This is a genomic window from Vibrio sp. 1CM8B, assembly GCF_023161685.1.
GTDB classification, from domain to species: domain Bacteria; phylum Pseudomonadota; class Gammaproteobacteria; order Enterobacterales; family Vibrionaceae; genus Vibrio; species Vibrio coralliirubri.
On sequence record NZ_JALNTU010000004.1, the window covers coordinates 128955 to 147228 of the forward strand.

General features: G+C 44.5%; 17 protein-coding genes. 5 read left to right on the top strand and 12 right to left on the bottom strand.

Annotation, left to right across the window (positions count from 1 at the left end; genetic code table 11):
• Window positions 1-54: 54 nt before the first annotated feature.
• Window positions 55-1521: a cobyric acid synthase gene (locus MSG36_RS09445; protein ID WP_248367487.1), complete on the bottom strand. Its 1467-nt coding sequence runs from the start codon at window positions 1519-1521 to the stop codon at window positions 55-57.
• A gap of 277 nt (window positions 1522-1798) precedes the next feature.
• Here MSG36_RS09445 and MSG36_RS09450 point away from each other — a divergent pair, with 277 nt between their 5' ends.
• Window positions 1799-2176, top strand: a complete 378-nt coding sequence (locus MSG36_RS09450) for a NirD/YgiW/YdeI family stress tolerance protein (protein WP_048608277.1) — start codon at window positions 1799-1801, stop codon at window positions 2174-2176.
• 98 nt (window positions 2177-2274) lie between these two features.
• The gene (locus MSG36_RS09455) at window positions 2275-2799 is read left to right on the top strand and encodes a hypothetical protein (protein WP_248367490.1); all 525 of its coding nucleotides are present in this window, start codon (window positions 2275-2277) and stop codon (window positions 2797-2799) included.
• Between the two features lie 168 nt (window positions 2800-2967).
• Here MSG36_RS09455 and MSG36_RS09460 read toward each other — a convergent pair whose 3' ends face one another.
• From MSG36_RS09460 to MSG36_RS09475, 4 genes are all read right to left on the bottom strand, one after another.
• Window positions 2968-4575, bottom strand: a complete 1608-nt coding sequence (locus tag MSG36_RS09460) for an ABC-F family ATPase (protein ID WP_081090187.1) — start codon at window positions 4573-4575, stop codon at window positions 2968-2970.
• Between the two features lie 324 nt (window positions 4576-4899).
• Entirely contained in the window at window positions 4900-5586 is a 687-nt protein-coding gene (locus MSG36_RS09465) for a RimK/LysX family protein (RefSeq protein ID WP_248367493.1), read from the bottom strand.
• A gap of 11 nt (window positions 5587-5597) precedes the next feature.
• Window positions 5598-6782 (bottom strand): amino acid aminotransferase, encoded by a 1185-nt coding sequence (locus tag MSG36_RS09470; RefSeq protein ID WP_048612657.1) that lies wholly within the window; start codon window positions 6780-6782, stop codon window positions 5598-5600.
• Between the two features lie 211 nt (window positions 6783-6993).
• Complete coding sequence (locus MSG36_RS09475; protein WP_248367495.1) at window positions 6994-7830, bottom strand: AraC family transcriptional regulator; 837 nt, start codon at window positions 7828-7830, stop codon at window positions 6994-6996.
• A gap of 169 nt (window positions 7831-7999) precedes the next feature.
• Here MSG36_RS09475 and MSG36_RS09480 point away from each other — a divergent pair, with 169 nt between their 5' ends.
• The gene (locus MSG36_RS09480; protein ID WP_248367497.1) at window positions 8000-9427 is read left to right on the top strand and encodes an MATE family efflux transporter; all 1428 of its coding nucleotides are present in this window, start codon (window positions 8000-8002) and stop codon (window positions 9425-9427) included.
• Between the two features lie 135 nt (window positions 9428-9562).
• On the opposite strand, the gene nrdG is transcribed toward MSG36_RS09480, so the two are convergent.
• Both nrdG and nrdD read right to left on the bottom strand, forming a co-directional pair.
• Window positions 9563-10033, bottom strand: coding sequence for an anaerobic ribonucleoside-triphosphate reductase-activating protein (nrdG, locus tag MSG36_RS09485; RefSeq protein ID WP_050053060.1), 471 nt, complete (start codon window positions 10031-10033; stop codon window positions 9563-9565).
• A 155-nt stretch (window positions 10034-10188) separates the two neighbouring features.
• On the bottom strand, window positions 10189-12309 hold the full coding sequence (gene nrdD, locus MSG36_RS09490; protein ID WP_048613547.1) for an anaerobic ribonucleoside-triphosphate reductase: 2121 nt from the start codon (window positions 12307-12309) through the stop codon (window positions 10189-10191).
• A 303-nt stretch (window positions 12310-12612) separates the two neighbouring features.
• Between nrdD and MSG36_RS09495 the strand changes: the two genes are divergently transcribed.
• Window positions 12613-13488: an endonuclease/exonuclease/phosphatase family protein gene (locus MSG36_RS09495; RefSeq protein WP_248367499.1), complete on the top strand. Its 876-nt coding sequence runs from the start codon at window positions 12613-12615 to the stop codon at window positions 13486-13488.
• A gap of 93 nt (window positions 13489-13581) precedes the next feature.
• Here the strand turns inward: MSG36_RS09495 and MSG36_RS09500 are convergent, their stop codons facing one another.
• The 5 genes from MSG36_RS09500 to MSG36_RS09520 all read right to left on the bottom strand — a co-directional run bounded on the left by MSG36_RS09500 (window position 13582) and on the right by MSG36_RS09520 (window position 17636).
• Complete coding sequence (locus MSG36_RS09500) at window positions 13582-14013, bottom strand: YeeE/YedE family protein (RefSeq protein ID WP_048613543.1); 432 nt, start codon at window positions 14011-14013, stop codon at window positions 13582-13584.
• A complete protein-coding gene (locus tag MSG36_RS09505; RefSeq protein WP_248367837.1) occupies window positions 14013-14489 on the bottom strand; it encodes a YeeE/YedE family protein in 477 nt (158 codons plus the stop codon). The genes MSG36_RS09500 and MSG36_RS09505 overlap by 1 nt, the downstream gene beginning before the upstream one ends.
• Before the next feature lie 221 nt (window positions 14490-14710).
• A complete protein-coding gene (locus MSG36_RS09510; protein WP_248367501.1) occupies window positions 14711-15943 on the bottom strand; it encodes a glycosyltransferase in 1233 nt (410 codons plus the stop codon).
• 108 nt (window positions 15944-16051) lie between these two features.
• Entirely contained in the window at window positions 16052-16516 is a 465-nt protein-coding gene (locus MSG36_RS09515; protein ID WP_248367841.1) for a GNAT family N-acetyltransferase, read from the bottom strand.
• 22 nt (window positions 16517-16538) lie between these two features.
• Window positions 16539-17636: a ketoacyl-ACP synthase III gene (locus MSG36_RS09520; protein ID WP_248367844.1), complete on the bottom strand. Its 1098-nt coding sequence runs from the start codon at window positions 17634-17636 to the stop codon at window positions 16539-16541.
• 122 nt (window positions 17637-17758) lie between these two features.
• On the opposite strand from MSG36_RS09520, the gene trxC reads away from it, so the two are divergent.
• Window positions 17759-18193, top strand: a complete 435-nt coding sequence (trxC, locus tag MSG36_RS09525; protein WP_004731082.1) for a thioredoxin TrxC — start codon at window positions 17759-17761, stop codon at window positions 18191-18193.
• Window positions 18194-18274 lie beyond the last annotated feature (81 nt).

The window sequence follows — 18274 nt, forward strand, 5'->3', positions numbered from 1 at the left end:
TTATCACTTATCTATTGTTCGTTTAGGTTCTTTAGCTAACTTCTAAATGGCGGCTTAAGCTGTTAACTCTGGCCAAAGCAGGTCAAGATTTAAGTACTCTTCGATGGCATCAGCGATTCGATTAATACCCAGCTCTTTAAGTTGTTCGTGGTCAATCGCGGTCACATCGCTGGCTCCTGCCCATTCGCAAATAAGCGATAACGCATCACTGTTGTCGAATACGCCATGCAGGTAAGTACCAAAAATCGAGTTATCTTGATTCACAGCGCCATCTAGGCTGCCAGATTCTAACTGAACCGGTAAGGCTGTTTCTTTGACATCAGTCTTGCCTACGTGGATTTCATACCCTTTTACTTGTGCTGTTTTGCCATCCAGCGTCATAGTGCCGCGTACATTGGTTAAGGTTTTCTGCTGTGTAAGGGTCGTTTCAGTATTCAGATACCCTAATCCTTCACTGCTGCCGGGCGCGCCTTCAACACCATCAGGATCGTGGATGATGTTACCTAACATTTGGTAGCCTCCGCAGATACCCATCACTTTGCCGCCTAAACGCAAGTGGCGTTGAATATCTTTATCCCAGCCTTGTTGTTTTAGGTAATCCAAATCTGCTCTTACTGACTTTGTACCCGGCAAGATAATTAAATCAGCGTTGTTTACACGTTCACCTTTACCGACATAACGCAAATCAATCGAAGGATTCAGTCTTAACGCATCAAAGTCTGTATGGTTGCTGATTCGGGTTAACACTGGCACCACCACCTTAAGCTTAGCTTCTCCGTCAGACTCTTGAGCAGATGTAATGGCATCTTCCGCTTCTAAGTTAAAACCATGAAGATATGGCAAAACACCAATGACTGGCTTGCCGGTTTTTTCCTCTAGCCAATCTAGGCCAGATTGAAGCAGTGCGATATCGCCTCTAAAGCGGTTTATCACAAAGCCTTTTACGCGAGCTTGTTCAGATTCAGATAACAACTCTAATGTGCCGTAGAGGTGCGCAAAAACGCCACCACGGTCAATATCGGCAACGATGATAACCGGGATATCCGCCTTTTCAGCAAATCCCATATTCGCAATATCATTTTCGCGAAGATTGATTTCGGCTGGGCTACCCGCACCTTCAATCATCACGCTTTCGTATTCTTCAGAAAGTCGGTCAAACGAATCAATAACGGTATCCATCGCCACTTTCTTGTAATCATGATAGCCCGTCGCTTCCATATTACTGATCGCTCGGCCTTGCAGAATCACTTGTGCGCCAGTATCTGAATTGGGTTTTAGCAATACCGGGTTCATGTGAACAGTAGGTTCAATGTTACAAGCTTGCGCCTGAACCGCTTGAGCGCGACCAATTTCGCCGCCATCTTTTGTCACCGCACTGTTTAACGCCATGTTTTGTGGCTTAAAAGGTGCCACTTTGATTCCTTTCCTTGCCAAAACACGGCATAAACCTGCCACCAAAACACTTTTTCCGGCATCTGACGTTGTTCCTTGAACCATAAGGGCGTTTAACGGTGATCGCATCTGTACTTAAATCCTTAATTTCTTAATTTTCAATTTATAGCTATGGGCAATATTTCTCTTCGACCATCTTAACGTCATTGCCGAGTAGATGCTCAATAAAATGAATGGAAAATGAATGTGTTACTCACTCTGGATTCAACCCCAGTGTTGTTTAATAGCCCCATCGAAACGAAGCTTGTGAACGATAACAGGCGATTCAACAAAAACGTATTAACGAAAAGAAACGTTTCAAATTCAGAAAAACGTTTCTACTAAAAACAACATTAAGGGATTCACCATGAAAAAAACTGTATTAGCTATCGCATCTACTATTATCCTTGCTCCTACTTTCGCAATGGCTAGTGACCACAACAGCAACAAGCACGAAAGCGCTATTGCTTATACTGGCCCGATTGAAACCGTTTCTGTTGCGACACTGCTTGCCGACACAAGCATGTTCGCAGAGCAAGAAGCAATTGTGGATGGCAAGATTGTTCGTCAACTAAAGAATGACACGTTTGTCTTCTCTGATGGCCAGAGTGAAATTCAAATCGAACTGGATGATGATATCCGCCTAGCACAGCCACTGACCGCTGATACAAAAGTTCGTATCTTCGGCGAATATGAAGGCGGCAAGACACCGGAAATCGAAGTGGACCACATTCAGGTTCTATAAGCGATTAATATAAAAACACCGACTTCAAATAATTGGCCTGCATATTGCAGGCTTTTTTGTATTATACTGCCGCAAAATACAATTTATATGGAGTCACCATGCTAGGTTGCACGAATAAGACTGTCCTTTTAGGACTCGCTGCACTGTGTTCATTCTCTGCGTCTGCAAACAACTTTAACTACAACACATTCGAGCTGCGCATGGGTACTAGCCCAAGTACTTTCGGTGGTGAAGTCACAACAATGTTCACTCAGAACTCTCACTTTGTTGCTCGTATCGATTCAGAATTTGAAAGTGATTGGGATGCAGCAGTAGGTATGGGATTCAACGGCCCAATCAGTCAATTTGCTGACGTTACTGGCCAAATGTTACTGCACAACATTGAACGTAATGACGACAACCACATCAAAACAGAAATTAACATTGGCTTGAGAGCTTGGTTAATGGCAAACGTTGAAGTTAACGCGCGCCTTGGTCAACTGATCGACAACGATGACACTCGTTCTATTGTTGGTATCGGTGCTCGTTTCCATTCAACTGATCAACTTTCTGTTGGCCTTGATATGCGAAATAACGGCACATACGGCCACCAAGTCTTAATGTCAGCTCGATTCGGATTCTAATCTAGATATCGTACCTAGATTTTATTGATAAGCTTATGTTTGGTTACTGAGTAATAAATAGCTGAACATATTACATAGAAAAGCCCCGAACATATTAATGTTCGGGGCTTTTTTGTTTGTTAGTCTCGCTGGCTTTTAGTCGTTCACGACCTGAGCCAGCGACTTGCTTTATAAATTAACCATCAGCATCTTTTTCTGGTGATCTAAGTACTCTTCATAAGTACCTTGGAAACTCACTAGCTGTTGGTCTTTTACATCAATGATGTGTGTTGCCAGCGAAGAAACGAACTCACGGTCATGGCTTACGAAGATAAGCGTGCCCGTGTAAACCTTCAACGCATCGTTCAAGGCTTGGATTGCTTCCATGTCCATGTGGTTCGTTGGTTCGTCCATTACCAGCACGTTGATGTCTTGCATCATTAGCTTGCCGAATAACAGGCGGTTCTTCTCACCACCAGAACAGTTACGCGCTTTTTTGTTCGCATCGTCAGCAGTAAACAATAGACGACCTAGAATGCCACGTACCATAAGGTCATCGTGCTTCACTGTACGCCATTGTGAGATCCAATCGAAGATGCTCAGGTCGTTATCAAAATCCTTAGTGCTGTCTTGTGGGCAGTAACCTACAGAAGCATTTTCAGACCATTTTACGATGCCTTCGTTTTGCTCTAGCTCTTGAACTAAACAGCGTAACAGCGTGGTTTTACCCACACCGTTCTCACCGATAACCGCAAGGCGAGTACCTGCTTCAAGTAGCAAGTTACCACCAGCAAACAATGTTTCGCCATCGAAGCCGTGACCAAGGTCTTGAAGTTCAAGCGCTTGACGGTGTAGTTTCTTACCTTCGCCAAAATCAATAGATGGGCTCATACGGCTCGATGATTTCACTTCATCAAGCGTGATTTTGTCCATTTTCTTAGCGCGAGAGCTTGCTTGTTTTGCTTTAGATGCGTTAGCACCAAAACGGTTTACGAAATCTTGAAGCTCGCTGATTTCAGCCGCTTTCTTAGCGTTGCTTGCTAGAAGCTGTTCACGAATCAAGCCTGATGCTTCTAGGAAGTACTCATAGTTACCAGGGTAAACACGTAGCTCACCGTAGTCGATATCTGCCATGTGAGTACACACAGAGTTCAGGAAGTGTCTATCGTGCGAAATGATGATCATTGTACATTTACGCTGGTTTAGCTCTTCAGCAAGCCAGTTGATCGTGTGAATGTCCAAGTTGTTGGTTGGTTCATCAAGAAGCAGGATGTCTGGGTTTGCGAACAGAGCTTGTGCCAATAACACACGCAGTTTCCAACCTGGAGCAACTTGCTGCATCAAGCCGAAGTGGAACTCTTCTTCAATACCCGCTTGAATTAGGATATCGCCAGCGCGGCTTTCTGCTGTGTAGCCATCCATTTCCGCGAATTCGCTTTCAAGTTCTGCGACTTTCATGCCGTCGTCTTCGCTCATTTCTGGCAAAGAGTAAATGCGGTCACGTTCTTGTTTTACTTCCCACAGTTTTCTGTCGCCCATGATCACAACGTCGATAACGCTGTACTGTTCGAAAGCGAACTGATCTTGGCTTAGCACACCCAGTTTTTCTCCTGGAGTGATAGAAACGTTGCCCGAGCTTGGCGTTAATGCGCCACTTAGGATTTTCATGAACGTTGATTTGCCGCAACCATTAGCGCCGATCAAACCATAACGGTTGCCGTTACCAAATTTAGCAGAGATGTTTTCAAACAGCGGCTCTGCGCCAAATTGCATTGTGATGTTCGCGGTAGATATCAAAGAACTAATTCCTAAGCGTGTACTGACAGATAATTATTAGGCTATTTCAAGAACCTAAATAAGAAGTGCGAAAGTATGGATTAAACAAAAATCGAAGCGCGGATTATATAGAGATCTCGATCACGTTGTCGAGGCTAAACAGTAAACGAATAGTAAACATAGACCATTTAGATGCTTTTCATACGTTATTGGGGTGTAAATAGAAAAATCCCCACCAGCAGAACTAGCAGGGATTTCATTTATCAACACTAAAAGTCTTTCAATCTCGTCACTTTTGAAACTATAGCTCTTCAAAACGAAAAGCTTTGATGACGAGCAGAATTGTTATTTAGTAATTTTCTTTTGAACGTATTTTTGGCTTACATCTACTACCGCAACATCTCTAAAGAAGCTTCTACCCAACAGAAGTGGGAAAGAAAGATGCGTTCGGTCCGCTAGAGTAAACTCAGTTTTGTCTTTCAGATCACCGATTTGAATTGAAGCGACAACCACAGCACGTCGTTGTGTACCTTCCGCGCTCGACTGCTTGATCTTAACCCAGCGCTCTACCGGTAAGCTGACCTCTTCCGTTGTGATGCCGTCATGTTCAATTTTGAACTTAACCCAGTCTTTTCCGTCACGTTCAAAATCAACAATATCAACCGCACTGATTGAAGATGTTGTTGCACCTGTATCTACACGTGCTTTAAACGCTTCTTTCAAACCAGGAACAAACACCCACTCTTCTTCACCAAGAATTAGTTTACCATCGCTTGTTTTAGTCGGCTTTGGAGCTGGCTTTTCTTCAGGCTTTGGCTTCGCTTCTGGCTCAGTCGGTTTTACTTCTTCAGGCTTTTCCGTAGGTTCCGTTACTTTCTCGCCTTCAGTTGCGTCAGTCTTTGAAGAGTCATCCACAACAGGTTGTTCTACTTGAGGCTTTTGCTCTGGATCGACAGGAACTTGAGTCGTCGTCGAACAAGCAAACAGGCCACCACTTAGCATTAAAACTACAATCGCTTTCCAGTTATACATTCAGTCACCTTCTATTTTGAAACGTTGGCTATCGCTTTAGCTACATAAGGAATATGAGATTCGGAAAGGCCTGCGATATTGATGCGTCCGTCACCAACACCATAGACTCCATATTCTTCACGTAATTGATTCATTTGAGTTTCTTTAAAGCCTAGTACACTAAACATGCCTTTATGGCTTTCAATGAAGTCAAATTGTGACGTGTTATAAGTATTTCGCAATTCATCACACAAACTTTGGCGCAGATTTAACAAACGTTGCTGCATTTCACTCAATTCTTGCTTCCAAATCGAGGTTAGCTCTTGATTCTGAAGAATTGTTTTAACCAAAGCTGCACCATGATCTGGTGGCATAGTGTAAGTTGAACGAGCAAGAGTAAGAAGCTTACCTTTGGCATTGCCAACGTGTTCACTGTTCTTGCCAATCACGATCGCAGCGCCCGTTCTTTCACGGTATAAACCGAAGTTCTTCGAGCAAGATGTCGTAATCAACATCTCTTCAACATTGTTAGCCATGTGTTGAAGACCTTTTGCGTCTTCTTCTAGGCCATCACCAAAGCCTTGGTAGGCAATATCAACGAACGGTAAGAAACCATTCTTCTGAGATAATTTGGTGATTTCCTGCCACGCTTCAAAGTTGATATCTGCACCCGTTGGGTTATGACAGCAACCGTGCAGTAGTACCACGTCTGATGGACCCGCTTTTGAAAGATCATCCAACATTCTTGCAGTATCAACTTGCTTCGTTTCAGGACTGAAGTAATTGTAGTATCGAACTTTTAAGCCTGCCGCTTCCATCACCGGTTTGTGGTTAACGTAGCTTGGGTTTGAAATCCAAACCGTGGTGTCTGGTTGAGAAACTTTCATTAAGTCACCCAACATACGAAGTGCACCACTTGCACCCGGTGTTTGAATCGCAGCAACGCGATCCATTGCAGAAGTCCCTTTAAGCAGCAGATCAACCATGCTCTGGTTGAACTCTTCACAGCCTGCTAGGCCAACGTAAGCTTTGGTTTTCTGTGTTTCAACAACGATATCTTGAGCCATAGAAACGGCTTTCATGATCGGAGTTTCGCCTTGGTCATTTTTGTAAACGCCAATGCCTAAGTCGACTTTATCAGTACGAGTATCGCCGCGGTAAGCAACAGAAAGAGATAGAATTGGATCTAAAGTTGGTTTTGGTAGATGTGAAAACATGAAAGTCACAACCCTTTGAAATTCAAGTAATGAGTTTCACGTTAACATTATCGTAGACAAATCAGAAACATTTTTTAATAGAAGCGCTTAGTTAGAATAAGTAATCAGAGATTGGTCATTTTACGTCATGAAACAGCGCAAATTTCGAACACTTTTAGTGCTTTATCAAAAGATCAGTAGCTTGGTTAAGAAGTACATTGTTGATTCTCAGCTAAATACCTTGTTTGAATTGCCTTGGTGTTATTCCCGACCAAACTTTAAATCGAGTGCTAAAGTTAGCTGCATTCGGGTAACCCACGATCTCGCCAACGTGTTGAATCGACCAATCACTCGACTTCAACAAACGAGCTGCGTATTCCATTCTCATACGCATGATATGAGCCATTGGGCTGTGTGAATAATAGCGCTGGCACAAACGATGGAAATGCGGCTCTGAGCACGGGAACAAGCTCGCAAGCTCATGAACATTCCACTCTTTATGGAGCTGCTTTTGTACGTTGTCGAACACGCGTCTTAAACGAATCAAATTACGTGATTGCTGATGCGGGATTGGGGCATTAATCATGAACTCGATTTGAGCCACACTGTGATTGGCGATCGCTCCCCCCAAATCGATAGGCAGTGCAATGCTTCTCAATAGAGTGTGAATGCACGACGAGACGACTTCTGCGGCCGGAGACAACGTGTAACTCACTTCATCACTCACTACTTTATCCCATTGCTTATCTGGCGAGAGAAAGATCCATGCGATTTGCCATGTTTCTTCTTCAATCCCAAAGCCATTCTCTGTGCCCGCAGGAACCGTGATGCATGACCCTGGATCTAGAAGATAGCGACACGCGCCACTTTCTAACCACCCTTTGCCACTAACCGTGTACAGCAGCATGTGTTTTTGTGGATTCTTCCGATGTACCGAAAAGAAATCTCGGCACGACGCCGTCCCACATTGAACGATACCTAATTCTTCGAATGCCAATACATGACTTTGATCGACAAACTCTTGATGTGTCTTATCTGAGATCTCGTAGCGTTCGTGTTTCTCACTCATTTCACTGGTCGCTCATTAAGTTTGCCCGCAATTAAACCGCCACATTAGTCATACGATAGTTTTGAAGTAGATGATTTTGAAAACAGATCGTTTTGACAAATAGACAGCTTTTAAAAATAGATAGTTTGGCAAAAGTTTGTGATGAACCTGAACAATACAGCCAAAACAAATGCCGATAAACTTCTCGCATATTAACCACAGGGGAAATGCGATGCGCTCGACATATCGTCATCTAGACAAAGATTTTTGGCAAAAGCTGTTACACATCGGTTTACCTGTATCGCTGCAAACCATGTTGTTTTCATTACTCGGAGTGGTCGATATTTTTATGGTTAACCAACTGGGTGACTCTGCAACCGCAGCGGTTGGCGTGGGCAACCGCATATTTTTCTTCAACTTAATCATGGTATCCGGGATTAGCGGCGCCGTCAGTGTGCTAGCTTCACAATATTTCGGTGCGGGAGACTTCAACGGAATTAGACGCACATTAGCGCAATCATGGGCATTGTCTGTCTTTGCCATCATCCCCTTTGTGTTGATTTATACATTGGCTCCTGAATCAGTCGTGTCTGTGGTGGCCTCAGACCCTGATTACGTCCGCTTGGCAACGGATTACCTTTGGATAACAGGAGCCAGCCTTATTGGTACCGCTATAGTTGTGCCACTAGAGAGTGCACTTCGATCTGTGGGTGAAGCCAAGCTACCAACCAAAATCAGCATTTGGGCGATCATCGTTAATGCGATTCTCAATGCATTGTTGATATTCGGCTTATTTGGCTTCCCAGAACTGGGCGTAGTTGGTGCGGCTATTGGCACCACGGTGTCTCGATTCTTTCAAACGATTGCCCTACTTGTTATGGCGAAGAGACACTACGCACACCTGTTCCCAACACTGACTAATTGGCGCGATGCAATATTACCTAAGCATAGAAAGAAGTATTTCAAGATAGCGATTCCGATGTTGGTTCATGATACGGCTTGGGCGGGTGGAATATTGATTTATAACGTTATTGTTGGTCAGATGGGCGTTGGCGAACTCGCGATCATCTCACTGTTATCGCCAGTAGAAAGCATCTTGATCTCGGCGTTCATGGGGTTTGCGGTCGCGGCTTCGATCATTTTAGGCAACGAGATCGGCGCGAAGAACTATCAACGCGTTGAGAATACTGCTTGGGGGTATGTATTGGTCAGCTGTGGGCTTGCGGCTCTGCTAGCCTTGATGTGCTGGTTTGCTAAACCCGCGATCGTATACATGATCGGCCTTACTCACTTAGAGCTCAAAGAGACGGCTGTTAACGTCACCTTAGTCATGGCACTCGGCATGATACTAAGAGTCTTCAATATGGTTGGCATTGGTGGCGTACTAAAAAGCGGTGGAGACATCAACTACAGCATCTTCATCGACCTGTTTGGCCAATGGGCGATTGGTATTCCCCTTGCCTACTTTACTGCGCTGGTGTTGGGTTGGCCGCTAGAATGGGTTTTGATGATCGTACTGCTGGAAGAGCTCGCCAAAATAATTCTGACCAGTCATAGGATTCAATCTAAGAAATGGATAAACAACCTAATCGACGAGCCTGAGCACATTCCTATTTAAGTAAGCGCCAAACCGACACTAACGTGCGGGCGATAGATTCAAAGAACTCACACCCAAGGGCAGATTTGTAGCATTTAGCTAACGATGAAGCCCTTTTTTCTGTTTCTTATACGAGAGTCCTGAATCAGAACACGCTTATAAGTCAGTAAATCGATGAATGATTTGGTTTGAACTACCACGCCAATCCAACATTGGATCTGCTTTATCTTGTTCAAAACGACCATCAATCAAGGTATCAACGTATTCAAGCACTTGCTTCTGCTTATCATCGAGTTCGTCGAGTTCGTAACCCGTCCACATCCAGATGTCTTTGCCTTCACATTCTGCTTTTACACGCTGAACAAGCTTAAGCACTTCAGACACGTTTGCAGGATGCAGAGGATCACCACCAGAAAGCGACAAGCCACGACGCTTAATTCGCGGATCATTGAGATCAGCGATAATGTGGTCTTGCAGTTCTTGAGTAAACAAATGCCCTGAGTCCAACCTTTGCGTCGATTGGTTATAACACCCGCGACACTGGTGCACACAACCCGACACAAACAAAGTGCAGCGTGTTCCTGGGCCATTGACAACGTCGATTGGGTGATATTGGTGATAATTCATAAGGCAGTATTGAGAACTCGTGATGGCTTAATGGTTTAACTCGAAAAGTAGCGAGAGTTGAAACAAATGAATTGGTATCGACATAGCGCCGATACCAACCCTATTTCTTGAAACGTAGCTCTTCTAAGTAAGCTAGCTAATAATCTTAGAGCTTACTAAAGATGCTTCACTCGGCGTTTAACTTCTTCTTGCTTACCGAAGTTAAATGGTCGTGCATCCGGGCTACCAAGGTAACCACAAACACGGCGTGTTACCGATACTTTAGTTGAGTCGTGGTTGCCACACTTAGGACACGTAAAGCCCTTACTTGTACAGTCGAACTCACCGTTGTAACCACATTCGTAACACTCATCAATCGGTGTATTCGTACCGTAGTAAGGAACGCGTGTGTAGCTGTAATCCCAGACGTTTTCTAGCGCTTCGATGTTCTTCTGCATGTTCGGGAATTCGCCGTAACAGATGAAACCACCGCTAGAGATTTCTGGATAAGGCATCTCAAAATCGATCTTGTCGTATGGGTTCACCTTCTTCTGCACATCTAGGTGGAAGCTGTTGGTGTAGTAACCACGGTCTGTTACACCATCAATCACACCAAATTCTTTAGTGTCGATGCTGCAGAAACGGCTACATAGGTTTTCACTTGGTGTGCCGTATAGGCTGAATGCGTAACCTGTCTCTTTCGTCCAAGATTCCACTTCACGCTTCATGTACTCCACCAACTCAAGCGCTTTAGCACGCATTTCGCCATCGTCGTACAAGTGAACGTCTGTGCCGTAAAGTGCAGTCATTGCTTCGTGGATACCGATGTAACCAAGAGAAACAGACGCGCGACCGTTCTTGAAGATATCTGCAATAGAGTCATCTGCTTTCAAGCGAACGCCACACGCACCTTCCATGTATAGGATTGGAGCAACACGCGCTTTCACGTTTTCTAGACGAGAAATACGAGTTTCTAACGCACGACGAGCCAGCTTCAGTTTTTCATCAAGCAGCTCATAGAACTTAGTCATATCTTGTTTTGCGTTAATCGCAATACGTGGCAAGTTTAGGCTCACAACACCTAAGTTGTTACGGCCTTCATGAATTAACTCACCGTTTTCTTCGTAAGTATTCAAGAAGCTGCGGCAACCCATAGGCGTTTTAAATGACCCTGTCACTTCTACTACTTTGTCGTAGTTAAGAATGTCTGGGTACATACGCTTAGACGCACACTCAAGCGCTAATTGCTTGATGTCGTAGTTTGGATCTTGCTTCTGGTGGTTCAAACCATCTTTGATTGCAAACACCAGTTTAGGGAATACCGCTGTTTTGCGGTTCTTACCCAAACCTGCAATACGGTTTTTCAAGATAGATTGCTGGATAAGTTTCGAACCCCAACTTTCGCCTAGACCAAAACCAAACGTAACGAATGGTGTTTGACCGTTAGCCGTGTGTAGCGTGTTTACTTCGTACTCCAAAGACTGGAACGCGTCGTAACACTCTTTCTCAGTGCGAGAGATAGCAAAAGCTTCTGGGCTATGAATGTCCCACTCTTTTGCTAGAGATAAATGCTTTTCGTAGCTCGCCATCACGTAAGGTTCTAGAACCTCATCGATACGGTTAATCGTTGTACCGCCGTAAATGTGGCTTGCCACTTGCGCGATGATTTGCGCCGTTACCGCTGTCGCTGTAGAAATCGACTTAGGTGTGTCGATTTCCGCGTTACCCATCTTGAAGCCATGCGTTAACATGCCTTTCAAATCGATAAGCATACAGTTAAACATTGGGAAGAACGGTGCGTAGTCTAGGTCGTGGTAATGAATGTCACCACACTCGTGAGCTTGTACGATGTCACGCGGCAAAATGTGAGTTTTCGCATAGTGTTTAGCCACGATACCCGCCAGCAAATCACGCTGAGTTGGGATAACTTTACCGTCTTTGTTGGCATTCTCATTGATCAGATCAACATTGCTTTCTTCGATCAAACCTTCGATTTCACGCGTTAAAGCGCTTTGCTTTTCACGTGCGATGTCGCGGTCATGACGATATTCAATGTAAGCACGAGCCAAAGACTTATAAGGTCCCTGCATTAGCTCGTTCTCGACCATGGTTTGAATTTCAGAGATATGAACTTCATCGTAGTCTTCGAGCTTCAACTCAACTGCTAATGCCACATTCAGTGCATAAATAGCAATTTCCTTATCGGCCTTGTCTGATGCTGCTTCCACTGCAGCTTGGATGCGATCTCTACTGAATGGAGCTCTTGAGCCATCACGCTTGATTACGATTGATTTCACCACTTCTCCTTACTCTTGAGGTATTCACAGACTTATCCACAAACACACTATATAGAGCGATTTATCGTTTAACTAACACTAGATATTGTGGCGTATTTAACGAGAACCACCAACTTTGAGTATTGATTTGGATCAATAAAACGCGCACGCTGAACAAGATAAATCCAATATTATTACGTGAGTTCTCAAGTCGAAAAGAAACAATGTAACAATAAAAAAACTGCTAAAAAGAGTTGAATTTTTGGTAAGTGTTGTAGGATAACGGCTCAACTATATTGGACGACAAAATTAGGGATATTTGGCATGAAACGACTTCAAAACTGGATAATGTTAGGTTGCTTACTCAGTAGCCAGACATTTGCTGAACCTTTGACCATATCCAGTTGGAATATCGAATGGTTATCAACCAACGAGGCTGTGAATAAGTTTTCTGCCCAACGTGATCAAGCTGATTTCGACAAACTTGAAGAATACTTTCAATCCTTAGATGCGGATGTGGTCGCCTTTCAAGAAGTCGACGACGTAAATGCCATTCAGCGCATCGCCGGCGATCAATACAAGATATTGATGTCTGACCGAGCATTACCAGAAAACAGCAACCATCAGTTCAAAGAAGTGAACCAATACACAGGGTTCGCGGTTCGTAGAGGAATCACACTCACCGACTACGCTGACTTCCCTCTGGAGTCGAGTGCTAACAGCAAGCTTAGGTTTGCCAGTTACATGGTCGTAGAAACGGAAACCAAGCCGATTCACATGTTGTCTGTGCATTTAAAGGCGGGTTGCAGCGGCGCTTACAAGTCGAACCGCGATTGTTCAAGACTCAAAGACCAGGCACAACAACTTAATAAGTGGATTCAGCAAAGAGAAAGAAACGGTCAGGATTACGCGATACTAGGCGACTTCAACCATAACCTATCCTACTCAAGAGATTGGATGTGGAAAGATATGACGCAAAATACCGATGCTCAGTTGGCAACAAGAAAAACTCGAGCAGATTGTAAAGTACGCTCTAACCGCAACAACCATCGCACGCACCAATTCCGCTCTGTCATTGATCATATTGTGGTGAGTAAGTCACTAAATGCATCTTCTGCGAAACAGGTGGTATTTGAAACACAAGATGTGCTTGATTACAAACTTAGCGACCATTGCCCAGTTTCAACGACGATCAGATAGATATAAAAAAGAGGCTGACTGGCTTTTGGGTTAAAGCGTGTCAGCCTCTCAAATGGTCATATCAAGCCTATCTGATATACGATAGGCGCACTGCTAGCAGGTTTTATTCGCTCGTCCCGCGAGCCACATTCCCACCAGCATACTTAAGACGAACAACCACACCGTGGGGTTGCCGCCACTAAGGCTGGTTACTGCAGGGCCCGGGCAAAAACCTGCAATCCCCCAACCTAAACCAAAGGCAGTTGAACCTAGAATCAGCTTTCTGTCGATTAGCGGGTTGTTACGGCTATCTAACGGCTCGCCATTGATGGCTTTAGCACGCTTTTTAATGACCAGATGATAAAACGGTGCGAACACCAATAACGCGCCACCCATCACGAATGCCAAGCTGATATCCCAGTCGCCTGTAATGTCTAAAAAGCCAAGTACTTTGTTCGGATCAACCATACCTGAGATGATCATGCCAGAGCCGAAAAGAAGACCTGCGAACAAGCCAATAACGATAGTAAACGAAGAGTTTTTCATTACGCCCCCAAACCAATCAGATTCTTAACCAACACAGTTGCCATTGCCACACACATAAACACACAAGTCGCGACAATTGAACGTTTAGATAAACGCGCCATTCCCACAATGCCATGACCACTAGTACAGCCATTCGCGACCTTAGTGCCGAAGCCCACCAATAGTCCGGCTATGATAACCACTGCGAAATTGATCTCTTCTAACTGAGGAAGTTGATAGCCAGTTGGAATCAACAACCAACCGCTCACAACCATTCCGACAGCAAAGGCAAGTCGCCAATGTTTCTCGGTTTTCTCAATACGCGTGTCCGAGCTGGATTCAGATCCTGATTCTAAGCTTTTATTCTTTCTAGGCGGTAATAAGCGACTAACGATTCCGCTGATTCCTGCTACTCGCCCGATGCCCAACATCAGAATAATTGCCGACGCGCCTAGCAGCATGCCGCCGAAAAACGCATCCCAAGGTATAAAACTAATCACTGACCTCTCCTATCCACAAACTCTAATCTAACTCACCACAAGTTAAATTAGAGTTTACTAATAAATATAAATTAGTCAATGCTAATGTAATGGCACTATGTTTCGGTTTGCAAGTCTAGTGTCTAAAACCAAAAGCCAAGAAGCTTCCCCCATGAAAAAAGCCCCTAGGCGTTAACCTAAGGGCTTAAGATTTATTCTGTCTTTGTGGTAAAGAGCAGCTATTTGATCTTGTTCTTCTCAGCAATCCACTGCGACATGTACTTAGTGCTTGCCATGCTGTGGTGCTTCAGCATCGAACCAAAGAAGTTATCCAGTCGATGAGACTCAAGCTCAGAATCTAGCGCAATCAATCGCTCGATCAATTTATCGCCCAGTTGATTCTGTTCATAGTGCGCTTCAAGAATTGAATGACACTGGCTTTGAGCCTTGAGCCACTTCTCTTCATCTTTATAGAGAGCAACAGCTTGTTCAACAAACGCGTCGATATCGTCTGCAACCGCGCCCGGCCATTGCAACTCACCTTGCGGTAACATGCCTTCACTACCAATTTCACTGGTCACGTTTGGAGTTTGAAGTTTCATTGCATCAAGCAACTTACCTTTAATGCCCGCACCAAAACGCAGTGGCGCGACACACACACGTGCTTGCTCCATCACTTCTTGAGCGTCTTTTGCCCAACCTTTGATATGGAAACCGGTTTTAGGGTTGTGTAATGCGGTCGCTTTAGGGGGCGGATACGATCCATAAATATGAAGTTCGGTGTCAGGGAGCTGTTTGCGAATCTTCGGCCAAATCTTTTGTAACTGAAGCACAGCATCCCAGTTAGGCGCATGTCTAAAGTTACCTATCGTCATGAAATGCTTACGTTCTTCAAAGCTTTTCGTGCTTTCAGGCAGCGTATTAAGATCAACCATGAAAGGCAGATGATGAAGCAGTTTGGGGTCGATATTGAACTCAGATTGAAGCAGTTCCATCTCGTAACTTGAAATTATCAACGAAAGATCACAGCGCAAAATCGCGGCAATTTCACGTTTAGCTAAATCACTGTACAAGTGTGCTTTGGTCAGTTCCGTTTCTTTCTTAACCGCTTCGTGGCGCGCATTACGCAGGAACTGCAAGTCTTCAGTATCCAACAGCTTAAACGCGTTCGGACATACCTTCTCAACGCGCCAACCAAACTGTTCTTCCATCATAAAACGGTCAAACATCACAACATCGGGCTGCAGATCTTCAATGTAATCGTCAAAGCTATCGCAATTTAATTGTATAGATTGGCTTGTAATGCCCTCGTAAGAGAGATCAATCATGTGCTCGGTTTCTTGAGCGGGTGTTGCAAATTCGACTGACCAACCTTGTCTCTTAAATAGACGTAAAAGAGACATCATGTGACTGCCAGCCGCCGATGAATTCGGTTCTGGCCAAACGTAGCCAATTGCTAAAACTTTCTTCAAAACACTTCCTAAGAAATAACAAAAGGGACTAACTTAGCCCTAATAAAACGTTTATCGATCGTGGTCGACTTATATCGCTGATTATAATGAGTTCTAATCACTCATCGATCAGATTCGCTCACCTACATTGCGAGCTATCATAAGCACTTCATCAGCAGAGTACAGGTTTGAAATCGTAGTTTCGACTTCAGCGCCTAATGTCGACTGATAGAGCTTTTGTGCAAAGTTATCCGCTCTGGTCGTCACTAGCACATGTTTTAGCGTCGAGTCTTGATCTGCTAGCTTCTGTTTCACTTGCGGCAAGGAGTCAAGAATCAGTTTCTTACCCAATCCTTTCCCCTGCGCACTTGGTAACACGGCAAGTTGCTCCAGTTCTAAAACAGCTTCAGGCCTAAACCCGCTTTTCTGCACCCAAATAATGTAGCCAACAATTTCACCTTCGCTTTCAGCAGCAAAGTTAAGAAAGCGTGGTGACGCGCTTAAGTTACACTGTAACCAGCCGCGTGAGTTTTTCTGTCGAACAAACGCAGATTGATGAACCAAAGCCGCCCCATCGAGGTCGGCTTCAGTCATAAAACGAACTTGAGTCATGCAGCTACTCGCTCTCAGAATTAGGACGCGTTTTACAGTGTAAAATGGCTCTTTCTAGAAGCTCTAAAACCGATTTATCAGCTTCTGGAAGCTTAGCATCCGATTGACCTAGTGGTTCAACGCGGCTGCCCCACTTAATGTGGCCAGCACCCCAAGTTAAACCCGCACCAAATGCTGCAACAAGAATGTTGTCGTTAGGCTTAACGAAGCCTTGCTCTAGCGATTCACACAGTGCAATTGGTACGGTTGCAGCCGATGTGTTGCCGTAGTTTTGGATGTTAACAAATGCTTTCTCGCGCTCAATACCCGCCATATCACACAAAGTTTGAATGATTCGGATGTTCGCTTGATGCGGAATCACAACATCGATGTTGTCGGTTGAGATGCCAGTGCGACTCAATACTGTATGTGCTGCAGCGCCCATGCCTTTTACTGCACGCTTGAAGATCTCTTTACCTACGAAATCAAAGTCCCAGTAACCGTTATCAGCAGCAAAGCGGTCCATAGAAGTACCGAATTTTGGTACTGCTAGAATGTCACGGCCCTCTGCGTCACAACCGATTTGAGCTTCTTGTAAACCCACTTGCTCTTCAGTACGTGATAAAACCACAGCGCCAGCGCCGTCACCGAAAAGAACCGCAGTATCACGCTTGGTCCAGTCGATGAAGAATGATAGACGCTCTGCACCCACTACGATTGCATTGCGGTAGTTGCCCGCTTGAATCAGTCGAGTTGCTGTTTCAACACCGTAGATGAAGCCGGTACACGCGGCGTTAAGGTCGAAAGCCGCTGCACTTTTAATGCCTAAGTTCTGTTGAACTTTAGACGCGGTATTTGGGATAAGAGAATCTGGACTGCACGTTGCGATGATAACGAGGTCGATATCTTCAGCCGTTAGACCAGCACACGCCATTGCGTGTTGAGCAGCAACAGTCGCTAACTCAGAGGTATTTACATGACTGATACGACGGTTTTCGATACCAGTTCGAGTTCGAATCCACTCGTCAGACGTATCAATGAAAGTGCTTAGATCATCATTGGACAGCACGGCTGGTGGCAGACACTTTCCCCAGCCAGTAATTTCGGCGTAAAATTTTGTCATCATTTACCTGTTTATTGTTTGTTTTTATTTAAGTATCGTATTCTTGTTTTAAACAGTATAAGCGCTCTGTGCGTGATTCGTAAATCGCGTTAGCCACGGAGTTGCAATAAAAAGAGAAAGTTATGTCTACATTCAACACACGCTGCCCTTCTTGTAATGGCGTAAACCGAGTTCCTTCAGAAAGAATTTCAGAAAGCCCAACTTGTGGTAAGTGCAAAACAGCACTGCTCGATGGCGCTCCTATCGAGGGAACGTCACTTAATTTCCAATCTATCTTGAACAGTTCACAGCCTGTGGTTGTTGATTTCTGGGCGACATGGTGTAACCCATGTGTGGGCTTCGCACCTGTGTTCAGCGACGTTGCAAAAGAGCGTTCTGGAGATGTTCGATTCGTTAAGATTGATACTGAAGCTCAGCAGCAGCTCGCGGCAATGTATCAAATCAGAAGCATTCCGACCGTGATGGTGTTTAAAGACGGTAAACGTGTCGATACGATTAACGGTGCACTGCCAAAAGGTCAATTCGATCAGTGGCTTAATCAAGCTCTAACCAAATAACTCTATTATTTAAGCTATTGATTTAGCGTTAATTAATTCTAAGTAAGCACACGAAAATAGGTTAGAGAGTCTTATCAAACC